Annotated in this window: 15 protein-coding genes and 2 pseudogenes; 9 read left to right on the top strand and 8 right to left on the bottom strand. The window is 49.3% G+C overall.

Annotated features, from left to right (window positions below; translation table 11 throughout):
- Nucleotides 1-89 precede the first annotated feature (89 nt).
- Nucleotides 90-269 carry a helix-turn-helix domain-containing protein gene (locus tag N7386_RS04170; RefSeq protein WP_011623867.1) on the top strand — a complete coding sequence of 60 codons (180 nt, stop codon included), beginning with the start codon at nt 90-92 and terminating at the stop codon, nt 267-269.
- Nucleotides 270-320: 51 nt separating this feature from the next.
- Here the strand turns inward: N7386_RS04170 and N7386_RS04165 are convergent.
- A pseudogene (locus N7386_RS04165) lies at nt 321-623 on the bottom strand (class IV adenylate cyclase); the annotation flags it as partial.
- A gap of 86 nt (nt 624-709) precedes the next feature.
- On the opposite strand from N7386_RS04165, the gene N7386_RS04160 reads away from it, so the two are divergent.
- Nucleotides 710-2,041: an IS4 family transposase gene (locus N7386_RS04160; protein ID WP_218211666.1), complete on the top strand. Its 1,332-nt coding sequence runs from the start codon at nt 710-712 to the stop codon at nt 2,039-2,041.
- An 8-nt stretch (nt 2,042-2,049) separates the two neighbouring features.
- On the opposite strand, the pseudogene N7386_RS04155 reads toward N7386_RS04160, so the two are convergent.
- From N7386_RS04155 to cydD, 3 genes and pseudogenes are all read right to left on the bottom strand, one after another.
- Nucleotides 2,050-2,355, bottom strand: a pseudogene (locus tag N7386_RS04155) (class IV adenylate cyclase); the annotation flags it as partial.
- 52 nt (nt 2,356-2,407) lie between these two features.
- Nucleotides 2,408-4,159: a cysteine/glutathione ABC transporter ATP-binding protein/permease CydC gene (gene cydC / locus N7386_RS04150; protein ID WP_279767142.1), complete on the bottom strand. Its 1,752-nt coding sequence runs from the start codon at nt 4,157-4,159 to the stop codon at nt 2,408-2,410.
- Nucleotides 4,156-6,129, bottom strand: coding sequence for a cysteine/glutathione ABC transporter permease/ATP-binding protein CydD (cydD, locus tag N7386_RS04145; RefSeq protein ID WP_279767140.1), 1,974 nt, complete (start codon nt 6,127-6,129; stop codon nt 4,156-4,158). Before cydD ends, cydC begins: the two co-directional genes overlap by 4 nt.
- Nucleotides 6,130-6,515: 386 nt before the next feature.
- Between cydD and N7386_RS04140 the strand changes: the two genes are divergently transcribed.
- Entirely contained in the window at nt 6,516-7,034 is a 519-nt protein-coding gene (locus tag N7386_RS04140; RefSeq protein WP_279767139.1) for a prepilin-type N-terminal cleavage/methylation domain-containing protein, read from the top strand.
- Nucleotides 7,035-7,117: 83 nt separating this feature from the next.
- Here N7386_RS04140 and N7386_RS04135 read toward each other — a convergent pair whose 3' ends face one another.
- Entirely contained in the window at nt 7,118-8,167 is a 1,050-nt protein-coding gene (locus N7386_RS04135) for a DUF3626 domain-containing protein (protein ID WP_279767138.1), read from the bottom strand.
- 395 nt (nt 8,168-8,562) lie between these two features.
- Here N7386_RS04135 and N7386_RS04130 point away from each other — a divergent pair, with 395 nt between their 5' ends.
- A complete protein-coding gene (locus N7386_RS04130) occupies nt 8,563-10,299 on the top strand; it encodes a DEAD/DEAH box helicase (RefSeq protein ID WP_011715959.1) in 1,737 nt (578 codons plus the stop codon).
- Nucleotides 10,300-10,479: 180 nt separating this feature from the next.
- Here N7386_RS04130 and N7386_RS04125 read toward each other — a convergent pair whose 3' ends face one another.
- Nucleotides 10,480-12,180, bottom strand: a complete 1,701-nt coding sequence (locus tag N7386_RS04125) for a methyl-accepting chemotaxis protein (RefSeq protein WP_011715958.1) — start codon at nt 12,178-12,180, stop codon at nt 10,480-10,482.
- Nucleotides 12,181-12,485: 305 nt separating this feature from the next.
- On the opposite strand from N7386_RS04125, the gene N7386_RS04120 reads away from it, so the two are divergent.
- The 4 genes from N7386_RS04120 to N7386_RS04105 all read left to right on the top strand — a co-directional run bounded on the left by N7386_RS04120 (nt 12,486) and on the right by N7386_RS04105 (nt 16,748).
- Nucleotides 12,486-13,733 (top strand): cysteine desulfurase, encoded by a 1,248-nt coding sequence (locus N7386_RS04120; RefSeq protein WP_011715957.1) that lies wholly within the window; start codon nt 12,486-12,488, stop codon nt 13,731-13,733.
- Nucleotides 13,734-13,800: 67 nt separating this feature from the next.
- Nucleotides 13,801-14,244 carry a SufE family protein gene (locus tag N7386_RS04115; RefSeq protein WP_011715956.1) on the top strand — a complete coding sequence of 148 codons (444 nt, stop codon included), beginning with the start codon at nt 13,801-13,803 and terminating at the stop codon, nt 14,242-14,244.
- Nucleotides 14,245-14,354: 110 nt separating this feature from the next.
- On the top strand, nt 14,355-15,518 hold the full coding sequence (locus N7386_RS04110; RefSeq protein ID WP_279767137.1) for a membrane dipeptidase: 1,164 nt from the start codon (nt 14,355-14,357) through the stop codon (nt 15,516-15,518).
- A 57-nt stretch (nt 15,519-15,575) separates the two neighbouring features.
- Nucleotides 15,576-16,748 (top strand): AAA family ATPase, encoded by a 1,173-nt coding sequence (locus tag N7386_RS04105; protein WP_011715954.1) that lies wholly within the window; start codon nt 15,576-15,578, stop codon nt 16,746-16,748.
- Between the two features lie 24 nt (nt 16,749-16,772).
- On the opposite strand, the gene N7386_RS04100 is transcribed toward N7386_RS04105, so the two are convergent.
- On the bottom strand, nt 16,773-17,096 hold the full coding sequence (locus N7386_RS04100) for a cupin domain-containing protein (RefSeq protein WP_011715953.1): 324 nt from the start codon (nt 17,094-17,096) through the stop codon (nt 16,773-16,775).
- A 145-nt stretch (nt 17,097-17,241) separates the two neighbouring features.
- On the opposite strand from N7386_RS04100, the gene N7386_RS04095 reads away from it, so the two are divergent.
- Complete coding sequence (locus tag N7386_RS04095; protein ID WP_279767136.1) at nt 17,242-19,515, top strand: hypothetical protein; 2,274 nt, start codon at nt 17,242-17,244, stop codon at nt 19,513-19,515.
- 62 nt (nt 19,516-19,577) lie between these two features.
- Here the strand turns inward: N7386_RS04095 and N7386_RS04090 are convergent, their stop codons facing one another.
- The gene (locus tag N7386_RS04090; protein ID WP_011623880.1) at nt 19,578-19,952 is read right to left on the bottom strand and encodes a PH domain-containing protein; all 375 of its coding nucleotides are present in this window, start codon (nt 19,950-19,952) and stop codon (nt 19,578-19,580) included.
- Between the last annotated feature and the right edge of the window lie 127 nt (nt 19,953-20,079).

Genomic DNA, 20,079 nt, shown 5'->3' with positions numbered 1-20,079 from the left:
CCAACCCCAGACTGCGCCCGCCAAAGCGCAGTCTGATTCTTGTTCTATACTCATTGAGTTAATCACCAATCAATAAGTGGGAGTGAGCCATGAGTGATAATCTGTTAACTGTGGATGAAGTGTGCAAGTTGCTGGATAAGAGTCCAGCAACGATTAAACGCTATGCGCGGGAAAACCTGCTCAGCAGCGTGAAAGACGGTGAAGAATTGCGATTCCCCGAAGAAGAGGTCAAACGTTACTTAGCCTTTTCGCAGCGCTTAGGAAGATAAGCCGCCGCGCCTTGTATCGATCCATCCCCAAATGGACTTGGGATGCCTCGCTTATCCTTGTATAGCCATCTGTAACTGTCTGTAAGATAACAACTCCCGTTGTGATTCCTCTAGCCCAAGCTCAGCGGCTAAGGCGAGGAGCTGCGCCTCATAGATTGGCAGCTTAGCTTCATCATTAGTCATGATTGCAAGCTCGGCAAAGTCACCTAAGCCTTCGAGCCAATCAAGCGTTAAATGAAATTCCCCGAGAAAATATACGCTGCGGCGTTTTTTAATCTCAAGCACACATTGATACCCTAAAGTCCGTAGCATACTTTTGGCCTTGTTTGCATCCGTAATATTGACCGCCTCACAGCTAATGCCGATCAGTTAAGCCAGAACACTTGACGATCTCATTGAAAAGATCAAAATCCGATGACCACTCGTCATCGGATTTTTTTATGCAACTGACTACAGCGCTTGCACTGGCTAATGGCTACGCTCCCAACACTGAACAACTCGGCAAACTAAGTGATATCTTGTGTCCAGATTTCATCTCGCAATGCCTTGAAACATCTGGTGTAGCAACCATACGCAAACGTCGACTTCCTCTAGAGCAGGCTGTTTGGGCTGTCATTGCGATGGCAATGTATCGCCAAGAGCCTGTTTGGAGCATTGTCGCCAAAGCACAATTGATGTTGCCTGGTAAGAAGCCCCTTGTGGCTCCTAGCGCCGTTGTTCAAGCCAGACAACGTTTAGGTGTTGATGCCGTTAAAGAAATTTTTTCGCAAAGTCAGCGCGTCTGGAACCAAGATGCCCAGCATCCTGACTGGTGTGGCTTAACGTTGCTTGGGGTTGATGGCGTCATTTGGCGAACGCCCGATACTCCCAACAACCAGCAAGCCTTTACCTACAGCAAAAACCAGCACGGTGATGTTGGCTATCCGCAAGTACGCATGGTTTGCCAGATGGAATTGACGAGCCACATGTTAGTTGCCAGCGCATTTGACGATGCCAAAATCAATGAAATGAAGTTGGCAGAGCAACTGATTGATAGCACACCCGACAACTCACTCACCCTATTTGACCGAGGATTTTACTCACTGGGGCTGCTAAACCGTTGGCATCAAGCGGGCAAATCCAGACATTGGTTAATGCCGATGAAGAAAGGCACACAGTTTGAAGTCATCACAAAACTCGGTCGACACGATAAACTCATTCGGCTGACGACCACAGCACAATCTCGTAAACAATTTAATGAGTTACCTGAATTTATTGACGTCCGATTGCTGACAAAAACAGTGAAAGGCAAAGAGGTCAATATCCTCACCTCAATGACAGACCCGTTGCGTTTCCCTGGTGCAGAAATCGTGGATTTATACAGTCATCGCTGGGAAATTGAGCTGGGCTATCGCGAGATGAAGCAGAGTTTGCTCAACAGCGAGTTTACGTTGAGGAGCAAGAAACCGGAGATGGTAAAACAAGAGCTATGGGGCATTCTCTTGAGCTACAATATTATCCGCTACCAGATGGTGAAAATGGCGCAAAGCAAGCCGGGTTTATACGCTAACCAACTGAGTTTTACGACATGCGCGGTTGCGATAATCCATGTGATTTATGGGTTTTGGCTGGAAGCCGCCGGAACCATCCCTAAAAGGATGGATAGTTTACTCGCAGAAACCGAGCAGCATGTGCTACCAATACGAGGGGATTCAAGAGCTTACCCTCGGTGTGTCAGAGTGAAACCAAGGAAATACCCAGTCAAAAGAAAATGCCAGTCAGCTCTTAACTGACTGGCATTAGCCTCACAGCGGTCTTTCTCGGGCCCTTTCACAATCCACAGCATGATGCCGGAGGGCTGCATCTCGCGAATACACAGGCTTTTATGCTCCGCCGCTAACGACGCTGAGGGCGAATCAAAATAGCAGTCATGCTCAAGATTATCCTCGAGCATCACCTCGGGGGATTTGGCACTTAAACGCGCCCAAAAGGCCTCGCGGTCTGTGAGTCGATACTTAAGCTCAACCTCAAACTTGCCATTAAAATGGGCGTTAATTTGCGGGGCTAATTCTTTTGGTGCTGGATCTGCTTGCATAGGGTTATTCATCTAACGGCTTTACTCCTGCTGCACATATTTCTCACCCAATCGACATCCTGACTCAAGCTAAGCGACGATAGAGCGCCTGATAGGCGGGGCAAGTTTGAAGTAACTGCTCATGGTTGCCCGATGCCACAATTTGCCCCTCGGCGAGGAGGTGAATTTGGTCCATCTTGGCCATCGCCGTTAATCTGTGGCTGATCATTAGCAAGGTTTTATCCTTTGCAAATTCAAATAGTAAACTTAAGATTTCCCGCTCGGTGCGCTTATCTAAGCCCTCGGTTGGCTCATCTAACAATAACAAAGGCGCATCACGTAGCAGTGCCCTCGCCACGCCGATACGGCGCTGCTCGCCACCCGATAACTGTCGGCCGCCCTCGCCAATCCACATATCTAGAGGCTTATCGCCTTTAAGTAATTCGCCTAAACCAACCTGCTGTAAGACTTGGATAAAACGCTCATCATTGACGGTACGTTTTTGCCCTTCTGGCACAGGCAAGGCTATGGCAAGGTTCTCCCGCAGCGTGCCCGCGTACAGGTAAATCCGCTGGCTAACAACCGTCATCGCCGATCTTAAGGCGGCCTCGCTATAGTCACTCAGTTGATGGCCATCGAGGTAAATTTGGCCACGCTGCGCCTGCCATTCACGGGTGATTAAGGACAATAAACTGGATTTGCCGCAGCCCGTGGCGCCCAATAATGCCACCTTTTGCCCAGGCTGTACCGTTAAGGATAAGCCCTGCAGTACGCTCTGATTGTCGTGATAGCCAAAGTGGATATCCGTCATCTGCAGCCCGCCCGATGTCGCCTTGAGCGTTAAATCCTCGCTAAAACGAATATCGCTTTCCTGCTCGGTGATTTCGTGGATTCGTGTCGCCGCCAGCACGCAGCCTGACAAATGTTGGAAAGCGCCAGCGATTGGCATCATCATTTCGACGCAGGCCATAGTGGCAAACACCATCAAGGCGAACATAGGGCCGGGTGGCACAGCATCGCCCACGCCATTGGCGGCTAAAAATAGCATCATGATGAGTGCCAAGCCCGTCGCGAGGATCAGCATGGCTTGGCTCAAGGCGGTGATATTTGCCATCGCCCCTTGGCTGGCAAATAACGCCTGTTCAGCCTCGTCGAGCTTGTGTCTGTATCTGTCATTCGCACCAAATAGACTCAACTCCGCTTGTCCCTGCAGCATCTCAAGCAACTGCACCCGATATTGGCGTTTGGTCTCCAGCATATTGCGACTTGGTTGATGCCCAAGCCGATAAAACAGCAGAGGTAGCAGCAACCAAACCACAATCAAAAACAGGCATAAGCTTAACGCCAGCTTGACATCAAACCATGCGAGGAACAGATACAACAACGCCGTCATCAGCAAGGAAGCCGCCATCGGCGTCAACAACCGTAAATACAGATGGTCGAGTGTATCTATATCCGCCACGAGGCGGTTGAGCATATCCGCACGGCGCAGCCCCTGCAGATTTTTAGCGCTGAGCGGGAAAAGTTTTCGCCACGCCCAAACTCTGAGTTCCGTCAGTAACTTAAAGGTCGCCTCATGGGTCGCGAGGCGCTCACCGTAACGGCTGGCCGTTCGCGCGATAGAAAGGAAACGCACGCCACCCGCGGGGGTAAAAAAGTTAAAGGATTGGGAGCCGATAACCGTTAATCCCGCCACCGCCGTCGCCGATAAAAACCAGCCCGACAGCGACAATAAACCAATCCCCGCCATGAGTGTGGTTAGGGTGAGTACAAGCCCAACGGCCATCATCAACCATTGGTGGGAGAACAACCGAATAAAGGGAAGGAGAATTTTCATTGTGCGGCTCCTTCGGTTGTCCCTAACGCGATATCGCTATGGGTATCAGGCATTGACGATTCCAGCCCAATATCGGCTACTGACTCAGTATTTTCATGCAACATGGTTTGGAATAACCCCGCCTCAGTAGACAGCGTCGCAAAATTCCCCCGCTGGACTATCTTGCCTTTATCGAGCACCAGGATGGACGACATATGATCCAGTTGATCGACCCTGTGGGTCACCATAATGCCCATCTTACCCGCCATAGCCGTTTTTAAGGTGCGGCTGACGAGTTGTTCGCTGACGCTGTCTAAACTCGCCGTCGGTTCATCGAGAATAAAGACCTGCGCCGCCTGACCCAATGCCCGCGCAAGCGCAATACGTTGCGCCTGCCCAACCGATAAGGTCGATGACTGCTCGCCTATCGGCGTGGCTAAACCAAGGGGTTGCGCGTGGACAAACTCATGGATATTGGCCTGCTCCAGCAATTGCCACACCTGCTCATCCGACATTTCGGGATTGGCTAAGGCGACGTTTTCCCGCACTGTGCCATGGAATAACTGCGGCTCCTGCCCAAGCCATGCTAACTGCTGTCGCCAATGGGCAAGGTCGAGGTTTGCGAGCTCAACGCCATCGATTAGCAGCTTGCCTTTATAGGGCAAAAATCCTAATAAGGCATTGAGTAAACTTGTTTTACCAGCGCCGCTTGGGCCAACCAGAGCCAAGTGTTCGCCCTGCTTCAACTCAAAACTAATGGGGCCGAGCAAACGACTGCCATCGGTACTAAAGACTTCCAGATCTTTTACGCTAAGGTGAGTCAGCTTATCGAGTCGCGTTTGCTGCCCTAGCTTGTTCTGCGAAGAGCCAAGCTCAGAACCCGACTCTGACTCAGAACCCGGCTCGGGCTCAGGGTGTTCCAGCAGTGTCACCAATGCTTGGGCAGCGCCAATCGCCTGCGCTTTAGCATGGTAGTGAGTGCCCATATCCCTAAGGGGCTGATAAAACTCAGGTGCCAAAATTAAGATAAACAAGCCTACAAACAGGCTAAAAGGTAAGCCTTCATTCGCATTAGGCCCAAGTTGAGCGTGCACACCATAGTAGCCAAAATCGAGGTGACCTAAATAACTGAAACCAAAGTAAACCGCTAATACGGCAATCGATACCGCGGCAAAAAACTCCAGTACCGCCGAACTTAAAAAGGCCATGCGCAGCACAGACATAGTACGACTACGGAACTCCTCCGAGGCTTTTTCGATAACCTTAAGTTCAGCATCCCCCCTATGGAACAGTTTTAAGGTCGAAAGCCCTTTTAATCTATCCATAAAATGGCCGCTTAATCTGGCTAAAGCATTGAAGTTTTTACGGTTGGCATCGGCCGCGCCCATACCGACAAGGATCATAAACAGCGGGATAAGTGGCGCGGTTAACAGCAAAATCAGCCCCGCCGCCCAGTTGATAGGAAACACGGCGATGAGGATCAATAAGGGGATCACGCCAGCAAGGGTCATTTGCGGTAAATAACGGGCATAAAAATCTTGTAAATCTTCCACTTGCTCTAAAACTATGCTCGCCCAACTGCCTGCGGGTTTACCTTTAATAAACGCAGGCCCGAGCCGAGTTAACTTATCCATTACCGCACCGCGGATCTGTTGGCGTAAGCGCTTACCCGCTTCAAAACTGGCGCGCTCGCGGCCATAGGCGAGTAAGGCTCGCAGCAACATTAAGCCAATCAGGGCCATAAAATGTGGCAGATAATCGCTAGCCCCAACTGTAGATTGTGCTTGAGTGCTATTCGCTCCCTCAGTCAAAGCCTGCAAGGCATTACCAACAATAACCCCATCGAGAAGTGTGGCTATCAGATAAGCCTGCGCTATCAATGCAATAGCACTTAACATTCCACACCATACGGAGAGCTTAACAAACCAGCCACAGGCTTTTTTTTGAGACTTGAGCCAAACGAGAAGGGACTTTTCTAACGACTTATCCATGGTGCTCCAACAAAACCAACACTGCAGTAAATTGTAGAAATCGATCTAACGCTTACCAATCCATGCCAAGAACTTGCAATAAGCGAAAAGGTTCGATAGGGACGCAGTATCGCAGGCATCCCCAACAGATGAAACCTTGGACGTACCTTTTGCCAAAAGATTCATAAAAATGCGATAACGATCAATAAATTCAGATTTAGCTCACACAGATAAACACTGCACGCCTATAAACACGTATTCGCACTCTCACATTTCATCAAACTTAACAATCTTTGTTGATTGCGGATAACCCTATTTAGCAAGGATAAAGACTAAAATCTTAGCTAACTGGTCATTAGCGAAATTGTTAGCTAAGATAGGAATATTTTTCAAGGAGTTAGATAGCAATGACAAACAAACATTCCGGTTTCACGTTAATAGAACTTGTTGTTGTGATTATTATTTTGGGCATTTTAGCCGTAGTGGTCGTCCCCAAATTTGTGAATTTACAGTCTGATGCGTACAAAAGTCAGTTGTCTGGTGCATTGGCATCAATGAAGTCTGCCGTCACCTTATTCAAGGCAAAATCAGAAATCGCCAACACAGGTACCACTAATCGTGTGGTTTTTGATGGCATTCGGGGTGAGAATTACCAACCTTGGGCCGCAAGTAGCAGTGGCACAGCACCGAGTGCGGGCTACACAACACCACCTGAAATTTTTAATGCAGCAGGCTTAAACGTTAATGATTGGTCCTACCGCATTTATACATCCAACGGCACCTATCAAGTTATAGCAACCCCAAAGCAAAAGTTAAATCTGGCGACCCCGACTCAAGCGGAGGTATCAGCAACTAATTGTTATATAGACTATAAATGGGAGACAACTGGTGTTCCAACTTATACGAAGGTTGACACAGGTTGCTAATCATACAGACGTGTTGACGTTTTGGGCGCTATCAAAACGTCAACAATGCGCAAGTTGCCATATTGAGTGACCCTATTTCAGCGCTAAGGCTGAGTACCACCATATTTAACTAACACATGCCAGAGTAGCTTGAGTTCGTGCGCCACCTGAGCGCGGTTCCCCCGATCACGCCAATGTTGGGGCGAATGGTATAAATCCCGCGCCGCCACGCCAATCGCATAGGCGTCAACACGTTCATCAATTGCAATACGACTTGCCAAAGATGGCATTGTCGGCCCACGAAAATCACTGGGGATCTGCGCCGTGTGCAGACTAAAACCATTATGATATTGCAGCTCGATATCATAGCGATCACAGACCTTGCTCAAGGTGGCACCGATTTCAGTCCCTTTAAAACTAGGATCTGCCACCAGCATGGCAATGTCTTCATCGAGGGACACATCACCGTGGATCTGCGCTTCAATATAATGGTCGAGATTGTTCGACATCGGCCGTTCAAAGCGCGACAGCAAGGAGGAGTTCAGTTGATGCGCCAAATATTGGATCACATTGAGCGGTTTAAAATCTACTTTCCCCAAGGCATAGTGGCGCTCAAAACTCTCGGTGAGCAGTGCCGCTAATACATCATCAAAGCAGGATAGAGTGCCCTTTTCCTTTGGATTACGGTAGGAATCTAAATAAGTGAACGTCGAGCGCGTAAGCAACTGCGAATGGGTAAGCAGATAACAACTGCCAAAACGCGGGGCAGGGCCATCCTGCCACATACCTAAATCCAAGGCGCCATACTTAGGCCGAGACTTAGTCCCCTTGTAAGCATCGCCAAAGAGTTGATTTTCCCAATGATCCCTTGGCCCACCTAATTCGGGGGATAACTGTCCGTTGGAGATATGGGTTTCGAATTGGCTGCGGTATTGACCATCACGCAATAATCCTTCGGCCACTGTGATGCCGCGGCTATCGATTCTGTCGGGATGAAAATGCAGTGCGACTCGGCCACAGTGTAACAATTGCTTCAGCGCCGCTTGCATCTCCTGCATGGGAATGTTGGACATCTGCTGCACGTTTCGAATAACCGCCACGGCCTGTTCACTTCGACCACGTGCGAGGCGTTCAATATGCTGTATTGCTGTCATAATCCACCTGCCATGGAGCGTCAATATGCCTAAGAGGACTCATCCTAAGAATTCAATGCTGCTGAATTCAAGCTACAAAGGGAAAATTTCCCGGTTATCTTTACTAATCCGATTGATGACTAACGTCTTTGCAACCTATTGAGGATGTTTGTTAATTTTACCCCAAGTTAGATTACTTAGAAGCAATGAAATTAACACAAGCGTGATCTTTCCCTAAATACTGAACAAGATACTGATAGGTCGATAAATTAGCCACTCCTGAATCGGCTTTTGCACCTGATAGACAACAAACCGCTTTCAAACATGGCGATCTAGCGCCTCTTCATGTAAGCTGCACGCCCGCCAATTCGGCCATACTACTGCTGCGACACTTTGCTGCCACAAGAGACCCATTAATGAGTTTTTCCTCCCTAGGTTTATCTGCACCGATCCAAAAAGCCGTGACTGAACAAGGTTATGACACACCCTCGCCCATTCAAGCACAGGCGATTCCCGCCGTACTGACGGGTAAAGACGTGATGGCTGCGGCCCAAACGGGGACAGGAAAAACCGCAGGCTTTACCCTGCCGCTGCTCGAATTACTCTCTAAAGGTAATAAGGCAAAGGCGGGACAAATCCGCGCCCTAGTGCTCACCCCCACGCGCGAGTTAGCGGCTCAAGTAAGCGAAAGTGTTGAAACCTATGGTAAATATCTGCCATTACGCTCAGCGGTTGTCTTTGGTGGCGTGCCGATTAATCCCCAAATTCAAAAGCTACGCCATGGGGTAGATGTACTGGTCGCAACGCCAGGCCGATTATTAGATCTAGAGCAGCAAAAGGCGGTGAAGTTTAATCAACTCGAAGTTTTAGTGCTGGATGAAGCGGATCGCATGCTCGACATGGGTTTTATTCGCGATATCAAAAAGATCCTCGCCATGTTGCCCGCTAAACGACAAAACCTGATGTTTTCGGCGACCTTCTCCGATGAAATCCGCGAGCTCGCCAAAGGCCTAGTGAATCAACCAGTAGAAATTTCAGTTACGCCACGCAACGCCGCGGCAAACACGGTCAAGCAATGGATTTGCCCCGTCGATAAGAATCAAAAATCGGCGCTGCTTATTCAGCTCATCAAGCAGGAAGACTGGCAGCAGGTACTAGTGTTTTCACGCACTAAGCACGGTGCCAACAGACTGGCTAAGAGTCTTATTCAAGCCGAGATCAGCGCCGCCGCTATCCACGGCAACAAGAGCCAAGGCGCACGCACCAAAGCCTTAGCCGACTTTAAGAGTGGCGAAGTACGAGTACTCGTGGCGACCGACATTGCGGCGCGCGGGCTCGATATCGACCAATTACCACAAGTGGTGAACTTCGATCTGCCCAATGTGCCCGAAGATTACGTGCACCGCATTGGCCGCACCGGCCGTGCTGGCGCCTTAGGCCAAGCCGTATCCTTAGTCAGTAGCGAAGAAACTAAGCTGCTCAGGGATATTGAGCGTTTGATCAATCGCGTGCTCGAAAGGCAGGAAGTTGAAGGCTTCAGCCCTGTCCATACGCTTCCCGAATCGACCCTAAATGCCCATGGTAAAGAGAACAAAATCAAAGCCGTGGCGAGTCAACGTAAGCACCGCAGCGCAGGTAAACCCGCGCCAAGAGCCGGTTCGGGCCGCGATGGTCGTAAAACACCGGCACCTAAAACAGCTGACAATGGCGACTTAGCACAGCAAAAGGGCCAAAACGCGCAGCCAAACTCAAGTCAGCGTAACAATCAAGGCCAGCGCAGTCATCAAGGTCAACGCAACCAGCACCAAGAGCAACGCAATCACCAAGGCGAGTCTAAGCGTCCGCAAGCGGCAAAAAACGCTGAGCACAAGAATGCACCTGCGACAGCCGAACAGGCCCGCTCGCCAAAACCGCAGGATAAATATCCGCAACGTAGTAAAGGCCCTGCTAACTCAAGTAATAGCGAACATAAGGCCAATCGTGAGCATAAAGCCAAAGGCCAGTCTCATTCAGGCTCGCAGCAACGCAGTCAAGAGGCTCGCCATCACGAAGGGTCTAGCGAAAAGACAAACCAAGGGCTGCGTCGCCAAGGCAAGCCACAGGGACGAGTTCAACAGAGTACAAACTCCGCAGCTAATGCCCCGAAAAAGTAATCCTATCGCCCAGATAATCGCGGTAATGGTGTGAAGTAAGCAAGTTGCCACACTTATCACCACATTAAATATGATGGCAAAACCGTGGTTTTAAGCAATGTGATACCTTGAGTTAAGCTCCATAAAAATGCCCAACTTTATAAGCTGGGCATTTTTTATGGATGTCACACACGCTTAAATCTAGACGATTCGAACCTTAAACTGCTGCATCCCCTCCCGCAACGAATTTGCCTGTTGCGATAATGACTCACTGGCTTTAGCCGTTTCGAAAGCACTATTTAAAACGAGCTCCCCCGAATCACGTATCGCATTAATGCGCTCGCTAATATCTTCCGCCGTGACCGCCTGCTCCTCACTCGCGGTCGCTACCTGCGAGTTCGCCTGCGAAAGTTGCGTCAATGCATCTAATATCTCAAATAAGTTCTGTTTAATTTGATTAACCAGTACGGATGACTCACTGATTTGACGTTCATTTTCCTCAAAGGAACTCACAGCCGATTTAGCATCGACCACTAAGGTTTGGATAAGCTCACTGATTTCCTGTGTTGCCGTTTGGCTACGAGTCGCTAATGCTCGCACCTCATCGGCCACCACGGCAAATCCTCGGCCTTGATCGCCCGCCCGCGCCGCCTCAATCGAGGCATTTAACGCCAACAGATTCGTTTGCCCGGCAATCGCATCCACTACCGACACAAAGTTTAAGATCTTGCCCGTACTGGCCTGTAATTGCTGAATAAGTTGACTCGAATGTTGAGCGCTAACGACCAATTGTTGAGTGATTTTCTCGCTAGCCTCAACAACGCCACAGCTCTCCTTCGCTCTGTTTTCCGCCTGTCCCGCCGAAAAGGATGCCGTCTCGGCGCTGCAGGCCACCTCGGTAATCGTCGCGGCCATTTGTGTCATAGAGGCGGCGACCTGATCCGTATTGTCCTGCTGTTTCAGTATCGCCTCGCGATTGTTTTCGGCCACCGCATTAAGCTCTGTGACCATCGAAGCGATTTCTTCGCTACGATCAACCACTTGCCCCACGGTTTTGCTTAAGGTTAATGCCATTTGATTCATGCTTATGGTCAACTCACCTAATTCGTCCTTTGAGGTGACGGCAAGTTCGTGGCTAAAATTTCCCGATTGCATTAAGGAGGCCGCATTACGCAGCTGGGTGATGGATTGCACTATGTAACGACTAGAAAGCAGTCCGACAAATAAACCGATAACGACCGCAATTGAGGAGATAATCATCATACCGTAGGCGGCCTTAATCTCTTCCTCTTCGGTCACAGATACCGCTGTCTTCGTCATTTGCTCCAATTGCAGCGCAAATTGGCTTAACTCGGTATTGAACTCTTTTTGCGTTTTCTCTAGCGCATCAACTCGCTGCGCTAACAGGGCAGACTCCTGTTTTTGCTCAATTCCCGCTATCACAGCCACTAATTGGGCGTCGTAGTGACGAAAGCCTTGGATGATGTTGGCAATCTCTTGACTCAATTGTAGGGTTTTGTCGCGCAGCTCAGCGGGTTGAGATAATTTCAGCGCATCATTGAGCATGGTTTGAGTCGATTGTAATTCATGATTTATCAACTCTTTATGCTTTATCACGTCGGCAATAAAACCATCTATCAACCTTTGTTCGGGAGAGACTTTAATGTCCGAGGCACGAAAAGCCTTTTCGAGGATAATCGAGCTTTCAAGCTGTTGAATCGTCACATCGGTAGACAGCCTAACGAGTGGAATATTCTCGGTCGCAATACCATGGACTTCGTCCGACACTCGCTTCATTTTCAGCAAACTAAAGCCTGATAACAGCAACATCAACACTAGCATCATCCCAACGAGGGCAAACATCTTATGCTTGATGCTGAGATCTTTTAAAAAACGGCCCATAAAACCTCTCTCCATGAATAGCGCTGCTCATCCTTTATTTAGGATAGTCGCAGTTTTCAACAAGAGCGGAAGAATTGAAGCTAAACTCAAGAAAAAACTAACTTATATAGAAACACTTGAGCATAAAACCTCCCATTTTCTTTGGTGTTTGACCACAAAGGAGAGAGCTTAAATCGCTTCATCTTTGGCGTATTTCAACCTCAGTAACCACAGCAACAATAACGGGAAATTAGCCCGCGAAAACTTGCATTCGGCAGGGAGATAACCGAAGATCCCAAAGCCTTTTTTATTGCGTAAAGCCCTAGATGACACACTCAGCCTCGACCGACACAGCATTGCCCGATAGCCATAACCAAATCCGCGCGCAATTTCCTACCCTCTCGCAAATGTTGGGCGATTATCCCCTGTGTTATCTCGATACTGCGGCCACCAGCCAAAAGCCGCAATCCGTGTTAGATGCCATGGCGCAGTATTACCTGAACGACAATGCCAATGTGCACCGCGCGGCGCACCAATTGTCGGCGCGCGCGACTTCTAGCTACGAGAAGGTTCGCGATGACTTACAAGGGTTTATTAATGCTAAACGCCGCGAAGAAATCATCTTCACCCATGGCACCACTGAGTCGATCAATCTAGTTGCCTATGGCTTAACGCCACAGATAGCAGCGGGCGATCTGATTTTGATCGATACCGCCGCCCACCACGCCAACATAGTGCCGTGGCAAGAATTGGCAAAACGCACGGGTGCCATCATTAAACCTATTCCTCTCGATCAGGATGGCAGGCTCGATCGCCATGCCTATCAAGCACTGCTCACCCTCAAGCCAAAGGTAGTTGCCCTTTGCCATGTGTCGAACGCCTTAGGCACAGTGAATCCTGTTGTCGAGTTAGTACAGCAAGCCAAGGCGCAGGGGGCGCTCACCTTAGTCGATGGAGCACAGGCGGTTGCACACTTAAACTTAGATATGGCCGCCATCGATTGTGATTTTTATGTGTTTTCAGGCCATAAGATGTATGGTCCAACTGGCATTGGTGTGCTTTATGGCCGCTTCGATAAGTTAGATACGCTCACCCCGCTGTTAACGGGCGGCGAGATGATTAAACGAGTGAGTTTCGATGGCACAGAATTTGGCAGTTTACCTAATCGCTTAGAGGCAGGCACCCCGCCCATCAGTGAAGTCATCGGCCTAGGCGCCGCTATCCGCTTTTTGCAACAACACTTAACGCCAGCGGTTCAGGCCCATGAGGCAGAACTACTGCAGTATTTACAGCAGCAGCTGCGCGCCCTCGGAGATGTGCATCTCTATGCTGCCCATAGTGATAATCTCGGTGCGGTTGCCTTTAATCTGGGTGATGAACATCATCAAGATGTCGGGATTTTATTAGACCAACAAGGCGTTGCCGTGCGCTGCGGCCATCACTGCGCCATGCCCTTGATGCAAAGCCTTAACCTGAAGGGCTGCTGCCGCGCATCGATTGGGATCTACACCAATAAAGCCGATATCGACCGCTTTATTGCCGCCTTAGCCTCAGTCAAAGAGTTGCTGCTCTAATCCGCTCGCTAAGGGTTAATATCATTGCGCCATCAGGCAACATGCTTAAGAAGAGGACATTTTCCCCATGACATTGCCAATCATGCCCGCTGCCACCGAGTTTGATTACTCCGTTGAGGATTCATCAAGCCTGTTAGCCCGTTTTGAGCAAGCGCCAAACTGGCAGGAAAGATATCGCCAAATCATGTTATTAGGTAAAACCTTACCGAGTTTAGCGGATGAATTTCGCCTTGAGGCCGCCCAAGTCAAAGGCTGCGAGAGCGATGCCTGGCTGTACCATATTGAGCGAGACGCTAAGCATTATTTTCTAGCCGATAGCGATGCACGCATAGTGAAGGGGTTAATCGGTTTACTGCTGAGCGCCTGTCACGGCAAACAGAGCGACGAGATACTCGCCTTCGACCCTTCCACCTATTTCAAACAATTAGGGCTTGAGGGCCAATTAAGTCCCTCGCGCACCAATGGCTTACATGCCTTAGCCAAGGCAATGATTGATGCGGTAAAACCCTAAATCAATCTGCGGGTTAAATCGGTAAAAGAGGGATTTAATCAAAGACTTCTACGCCTTAACAGGGTATAAAGAAGTAAAAATTAGCTTCATCTGAAGGAGAGCGCACGCCCATGAAGGCTGTTAATCAAGATCGTCGAACGCTGTTAAAAGGGATTGGCGCCGCCACGCTACTTTGTCCCTTTGCCAGTTTCTCCAGCCTTGCTGCGCCGCGCTCTTGGCGCTTATATATCGATGGTTTATCCTTTTTGCCCGATGATTTAGCCGATGTCCCCGCATCTGGGCTCGATGCCTTTCTATGTGATATCTCTGCCATCGAAACCATTGAACAAGCCGACGGCACCTTAAACTACAAACGCACTTACAAAGCCTGTATGGAAAGCATCCAGCAAGCCGCGAAACGTGTCAGCGAACATCCTGATATTCTCCTGCAAGGCTTAACCGGACGCGATATCCAATTGGCGAGGGAGAGCAATCGCACTGCGGTTTTCTTCCAAATCCAAGGTGCGGATTGCGTTGAAGAAGACAGCGAGGCCAATCAATGGGCCCGCGTCGATGAGTTTCACCGCCAAGGTCTGCGAGCACTGCAGCTCACCCACCATTACGGCAATACCTTTGCGGGCGGCGCCCTCGATAACGATGCCAATGGCGGGCTCAATAAACCTCTTACCGCCCATGGCCGTGCTCTGATTGAAAAACTCAATCATGCCAATATCTTAGTCGATGTCAGCCACTCAAGTGCCCAAACCGCATTAGATGTTGCCAAACTCAGCCGCGCGCCCATAGTCCAAAGCCATGGCGCGGCGCGTGGTATTGTCAAACATGCCCGTTGTAGCCCCGATGAGGTGATCCGCGCCATTGCCAACTCAGGCGGCGTATTCGGGGTCTTTATGATGAGCTTTTGGCTCACCAATAATGCCGTCCCGACCGTTGATGACTATATCCGCCAGTTAGAATATGTAGCCCGTATCGGCGGGGTCGGTTGTGTCGCCATCGCCAATGATTATCCACTCAGAGGCCAAGAAAATCTGTTAGCCCTGAATAACGACAATGCCCAGGGCGTGAAGGAATATCAGGAATGGTGGTACAGCCTAAGGGCTAAAAAAGTGTTAGGTTTTGATGCGGAGCCAAGACATGTGGTCATTCCCGAGCTAAACCATATCGAGCGTATGAGCCGTATCGACGATGCGTTAGCTAAGGCCCGCTTTAAGTCGACCGATCGCGACCGCTTTATGGGCGGAAACTGGCAAAGAGTGCTCAATCAGGTACTCATCTAAGCGCACTAACAACGTCATGGTTGAATTGCGAATAATCACTCGAGTAAATGGACCGTCATGCTGACCACCCTAGCCATCTCTAACTATCGTACCTTGAGGGAGATAGTCTTACCCCTTGGACGCCTAAACCTAGTGACTGGCGCTAACGGCAGTGGCAAATCCAATTTATACAAAGCCTTACGGCTATTAGCTCAAACGGCGCAGGGTGGCGTTGTTAATGCGTTAGCGCAGGAAGGCGGCTTAGACTCCTGTTTTTGGGCGGGACCAGAGAATCTCACCAAGGGCATGTTAGCAGGAGATACGCCAATTGAAGCGACGGTCAGGCAAACGCCCAAACGTCTAAAACTTGGGTTCGCTGGCGAAGATTTTAGTTATCTGATTGAACTTGGTCTCCCCAAACCGGACTCCACCACCCTATTTGGCTTAGATCCGCAAATCAAACGCGAGGCGATTTGGAATGGCCCCAAATATCGCTCCGCCAGCGTGTTAGTGGAGCGCCGCGGTCCTATGGTGAAGAGTCGCAGCCCCGAGGGACAAGGTTGGCTCACCTTGAGCGCTCATCTGCAAAGTGGTGACAGTATTTTTACCGAACTTGCCGATCCGGAGCGTAGCCCTGAAGTGTTAACGCTAAGGGACAGCATTCGCGCCTGGCGCTTTTACGATCATTTTCGAACCGATGCAGAGGCCGCTGCGCGTCGTCCGCAGCTCGGGACAGCCACTCCCGTATTGCACCATGACGGTCGAGATCTCCCCTCTGCCATACAAACTATTTTTGAGATTGGCGATAAAGCGGCATTCGATCATGCGGTAACCGATGCTTTTCCGGGGGCCAAGGTGCGTATCACGCCCCAAGCGGGCGGGATACTCCAACTCGAATTCCACCAGCAGGGCTTGTTAAGGCCACTACATGCCAGTGAACTCTCAGACGGTACCCTGAGGTATTTACTGCTTATCGCCGCATTACTTACCCCAAGACCACCCGAGCTAATGGTATTAAACGAACCCGAAACCAGCCTGCACCCCGATCTATTGCCCGCTTTGGCTCGGCTTATCGCCAAGGCTTCCGAGGGGTGTCAGCTTTGGGTCGTGTCCCACGCTAACCGCTTGATTAATGCCTTGAGTCAGTTTGAGCATTGCAATACCTTGGCACTCGATAAAAATCTAGGGCAAACCCAAATTGTGGGGCAGGATTTACTCAATACGCCGAGCTGGCAATGGCAACTCAAATAGCCGCTAAGATATAACGTCTCTGCATCATTCGGCATCGTAAAACACGGCCAGCCATAGGGTTTCATCCTCTGAACTGGTCGACGCAACTCTGTGCTTTTGATGCGGCGCTAGGGTGAGGTAATCCCCTGGTTTTAGGGTAACTAACTGAGCATCTTCGAATTCGAGCTGTGCCTCGCCTTTAAGCAACATGACCCACTCATATTGAGATTGATCGTACCACTCCCCCGACGGCGTCGAATGACCTTGCGAGATAATGCGTTCAATCTTCACCTTGCCATTGCAAGCAAGGGTTTCGAACACTTCTAGTGATAAATCATCGGGGAGTGACTGATAAAAATTTTGTAGCATCTTGAATCCTTATCATGGCTCGAGAGCAAGATAATCTATTGAGAAACCAAAGTATAAACCGTTATCATAGGCGCTCTTAGGGCTAAGAGCCTTATGAGATGACAAAAAAGATCGTTGTATCATATGGATATGGAGAAGTTGACCTATGTCGTTGTTTCGCGCATTTAAAGCTAAGTTATTTAATGCAAAAAAGAATAGCTGCGCCCACCAAGACATACCTCTTCAAACCTCTCCCAATCCCGCTCCACTCCCATCCAGTACGTTCAAACCTTATTTTAGTCTTGCCATTCAAGCGACTCCGGCGCAAGCCACTCATTCAGACACCCACGAAGAGTTTACCCGCCACTACTTCGACAGCCCGCAAACGATCGAGCTGCTCGGTTGGGAACGAGAGCATGAATCCTGCACCTTCCACGAGAACCAATTTGACCGCATAGAGATACACGGCCCAGTGCAAGATTTTTATCTCGGTCAGGATAAGACCTGTAGCCTAGAGCAAGATGCTGATGCTGATGCTGATGCGAACCAAGCCCGCTGGCAAGTGGCACTGGTAAACCCGCAAGAATTAGTGATCTGCCGTTTTCATGTCGATGCCGAGCACAGAGTACAAGGCGATATGCAGGACTTCGGCAGTCTCACAGGCAAACTGCAACGGACATTCCATCAGATTGAGACAGAGCAAGGTCAGAATCTACTGCGAATTGTCACCCAATCCCCCAACCTCACTCAGGCTGTCGATTGCAATTACTTTGGTGAGCGCAACGGCATCACTCGCCAATTCAATGCCTTAGGTGTATTGCAGTTCGAAGGACATTTTATTGAGGAGCAACAGCTCGGGCGCCAGACTTGGTATGACAATGAAGGCAAAATCAATCAAGTCGAGGAGCGCCACTCCGAAGGAATGCTACTAACCCGCTACTATAGCAATGGTCAGATAAAAGAAACCGCCGAAAAGGATAGTGAAGATAATTATATCAATCAGTTAACTCGCTATTATGAATCTGGAAATCTGTGGCTGACGCGCCCAATGGTGGCAAATCACATCCACGGAATTGAGTATATGTACTATGAGGATGGCACGCTGCAGGCCGAATTAAGCTATGACATGGGAGAGCTGGTTAAAGAGCTTTGGTACCATACCAACGGCAATCTGAAACAAGAAGTGCATCTCGATGCCTCGGGTAAAAGCCTCGAAACCTATTACGAAGATGGCCAACTGGCCTGGCGAGAACACCTCAATCCACAGGGGTTAAATTGCGGTTTACGTCAGGAATGGCACCCCAATGGCGTGCTGGCAAGCCAATTCAATTTTGTTGATGGCCTTGCCCATGGTAACAGCGAGAAATGGTATCGGAACGGACAGCTTGAACAATGCATCCCCTTTGAAAATGGCCATGAGCAGGGTCTTGCCACTTGGTACCATGAAAATGGTCAACTCTCCCTTGAGATCTATCTTGAAAAGGGCTTAAGAGAAGGCCTTTTCCGCAGTTATTATGAAAGCGGCGTATTGTCAGCCGAAGGCCAATATCAGCGTAACCTCTCCATCGCGCCCTTTATTGAATACTATGAAAACCAACAAGTTCAAATGTATTTGCCCCACACTCAAGGCAATCGCGATGGCACGGCCCGCTGGTTTTATGAAGACGGTACCATCAAGACAATTGCAGAATATGTTGTCCGTGATGGCCAAGGTTACCTCAAGGAACGCTCTTCCTATAACAAGCAAGGTGTTCTCGAATCCTTTGAGAGCCACTCCAACACCCGTTGCGGCTATCATCTTGAGGATAATCAACGGGAATATTATCAGACGGGTCACCCTGACACTCGCATCGAATACTATGAGGATGGGGCTATCCGTTGGCTGCTCACTCGCCTAGACGAGAACCTATTCAGCTCAAAAGCCTTTTCAAAACAAGGCGAATTGCTCGAGTCTGGCTTTGTAAAAGTGATAGAAAACGATTATCAGGATGTCGGCCACTGGCAACGTTTTACACCGCAAGGCCAGTTACAACGCGAAGCCTGGCTCAGCGACGATGGTAAGCTCAATGAAACCCGCCACTATTTTGATGCTGCCGAGCAGGAACAGCCTATGGCAGCAAAAACCATGGTCGATGACAATAACATTGTCGAAGCAATGGCTAAGTCTAATGATACTAAGGAGCACCAAACGTCGGCGCCAATCCTTAGTTACCATTTAAAATTTGACCCAGGTAGCCAACTCTATGCCATGAAACGCTATCATCCGAATCGTCAAATCGCCGAAGAAGGCAACTTACTTTTTCAGGGGCAAGAACACTTTTGGGTGGGGATCCACAATCAATACGATAAACAAGGCCGGCTCGAATTATCCGAAACCTATACTATGAATGGTGAACCGATAGAACAGTCCAGCGGTTCAAACCATAGAGTCTTGAATTGATTGAATATCAGCAAGTCAATTCGGCGACGACCTGCTGATAACTCAATCGCTAAAGCAAGGGATTAAAGCGCAAACGTCGCTATGGTCTTTTGGATCCCAACGACATCGGTACCGCGTTTCAGTTCTTTAACCAGAGGATCACTTTGGCCAGAGATCCAGATCCTAAGCTCGGCATCCATATCGAAATGGCCTGTGGTTTCCACTTCAAAATGGGTAATGGATTTATAGGGCACTGAGTGATAACTGGTTTTCTTGCCCGTCAGTCCTTGCTTATCGATTAAGATCAAGCGTTTGTTGGTAAATACAAACAGATCGCGGATCACTTTATAGGCCAGTTTTAGTTCTTCCTGAATGCCCATAATTGGGCGCAGCTCTTCGGCCAGTTCCTGTAAATCGACCTCTGACGCATTCCCCAGTAACCCATCTAACAATCCCATGCTGACATCCTTTATTATTGAAATTTTTCAATAAAATATCCTGTAGTTAACCAAGTGGCAACAAAGAGAGCGGCAACGGCCCTAAAAACAAAAAGGGAGCATTGAATACTCAACGCTCCCTTGATAA

It is taken from the genome of Shewanella sp. GD04112 (assembly GCF_029835735.1).
GTDB lineage: Bacteria > Pseudomonadota > Gammaproteobacteria > Enterobacterales > Shewanellaceae > Shewanella.
The sequence above is the reverse complement of the archived record's forward strand: the minus strand, read 5'-3'. Positions and strand labels throughout refer to the sequence as shown.

Bases quoted from the DNA above. Each gene is read 5' to 3' on its own strand.
- N7386_RS04135 (WP_279767138.1), bottom strand. From the start codon at position 8,167: ATGACAGCAATACAGCATATTGAACGCCTCGCACGTGGTCGAAGTGAA.
- N7386_RS04125 (WP_011715958.1), bottom strand. From the start codon at position 12,180: ATGGGCCGTTTTTTAAAAGATCTCAGCATCAAGCATAAGATGTTTGCC.
- N7386_RS04170 (WP_011623867.1), top strand. From the start codon at position 90: ATGAGTGATAATCTGTTAACTGTGGATGAAGTGTGCAAGTTGCTGGAT.
- N7386_RS04160 (WP_218211666.1), top strand. From the start codon at position 710: ATGCAACTGACTACAGCGCTTGCACTGGCTAATGGCTACGCTCCCAAC.
- N7386_RS04130 (WP_011715959.1), top strand. From the start codon at position 8,563: ATGAGTTTTTCCTCCCTAGGTTTATCTGCACCGATCCAAAAAGCCGTG.
- cydD (WP_279767140.1), bottom strand. From the start codon at position 6,129: ATGGATAAGTCGTTAGAAAAGTCCCTTCTCGTTTGGCTCAAGTCTCAA.
- cydC (WP_279767142.1), bottom strand. From the start codon at position 4,159: ATGAAAATTCTCCTTCCCTTTATTCGGTTGTTCTCCCACCAATGGTTG.
- N7386_RS04105 (WP_011715954.1), top strand. From the start codon at position 15,576: ATGCTGACCACCCTAGCCATCTCTAACTATCGTACCTTGAGGGAGATA.
- N7386_RS04110 (WP_279767137.1), top strand. From the start codon at position 14,355: ATGAAGGCTGTTAATCAAGATCGTCGAACGCTGTTAAAAGGGATTGGC.
- N7386_RS04095 (WP_279767136.1), top strand. From the start codon at position 17,242: ATGTCGTTGTTTCGCGCATTTAAAGCTAAGTTATTTAATGCAAAAAAG.
- N7386_RS04115 (WP_011715956.1), top strand. From the start codon at position 13,801: ATGACATTGCCAATCATGCCCGCTGCCACCGAGTTTGATTACTCCGTT.
- N7386_RS04090 (WP_011623880.1), bottom strand. From the start codon at position 19,952: ATGGGATTGTTAGATGGGTTACTGGGGAATGCGTCAGAGGTCGATTTA.
- N7386_RS04140 (WP_279767139.1), top strand. From the start codon at position 6,516: ATGACAAACAAACATTCCGGTTTCACGTTAATAGAACTTGTTGTTGTG.
- N7386_RS04100 (WP_011715953.1), bottom strand. From the start codon at position 17,096: ATGCTACAAAATTTTTATCAGTCACTCCCCGATGATTTATCACTAGAA.
- N7386_RS04120 (WP_011715957.1), top strand. From the start codon at position 12,486: ATGACACACTCAGCCTCGACCGACACAGCATTGCCCGATAGCCATAAC.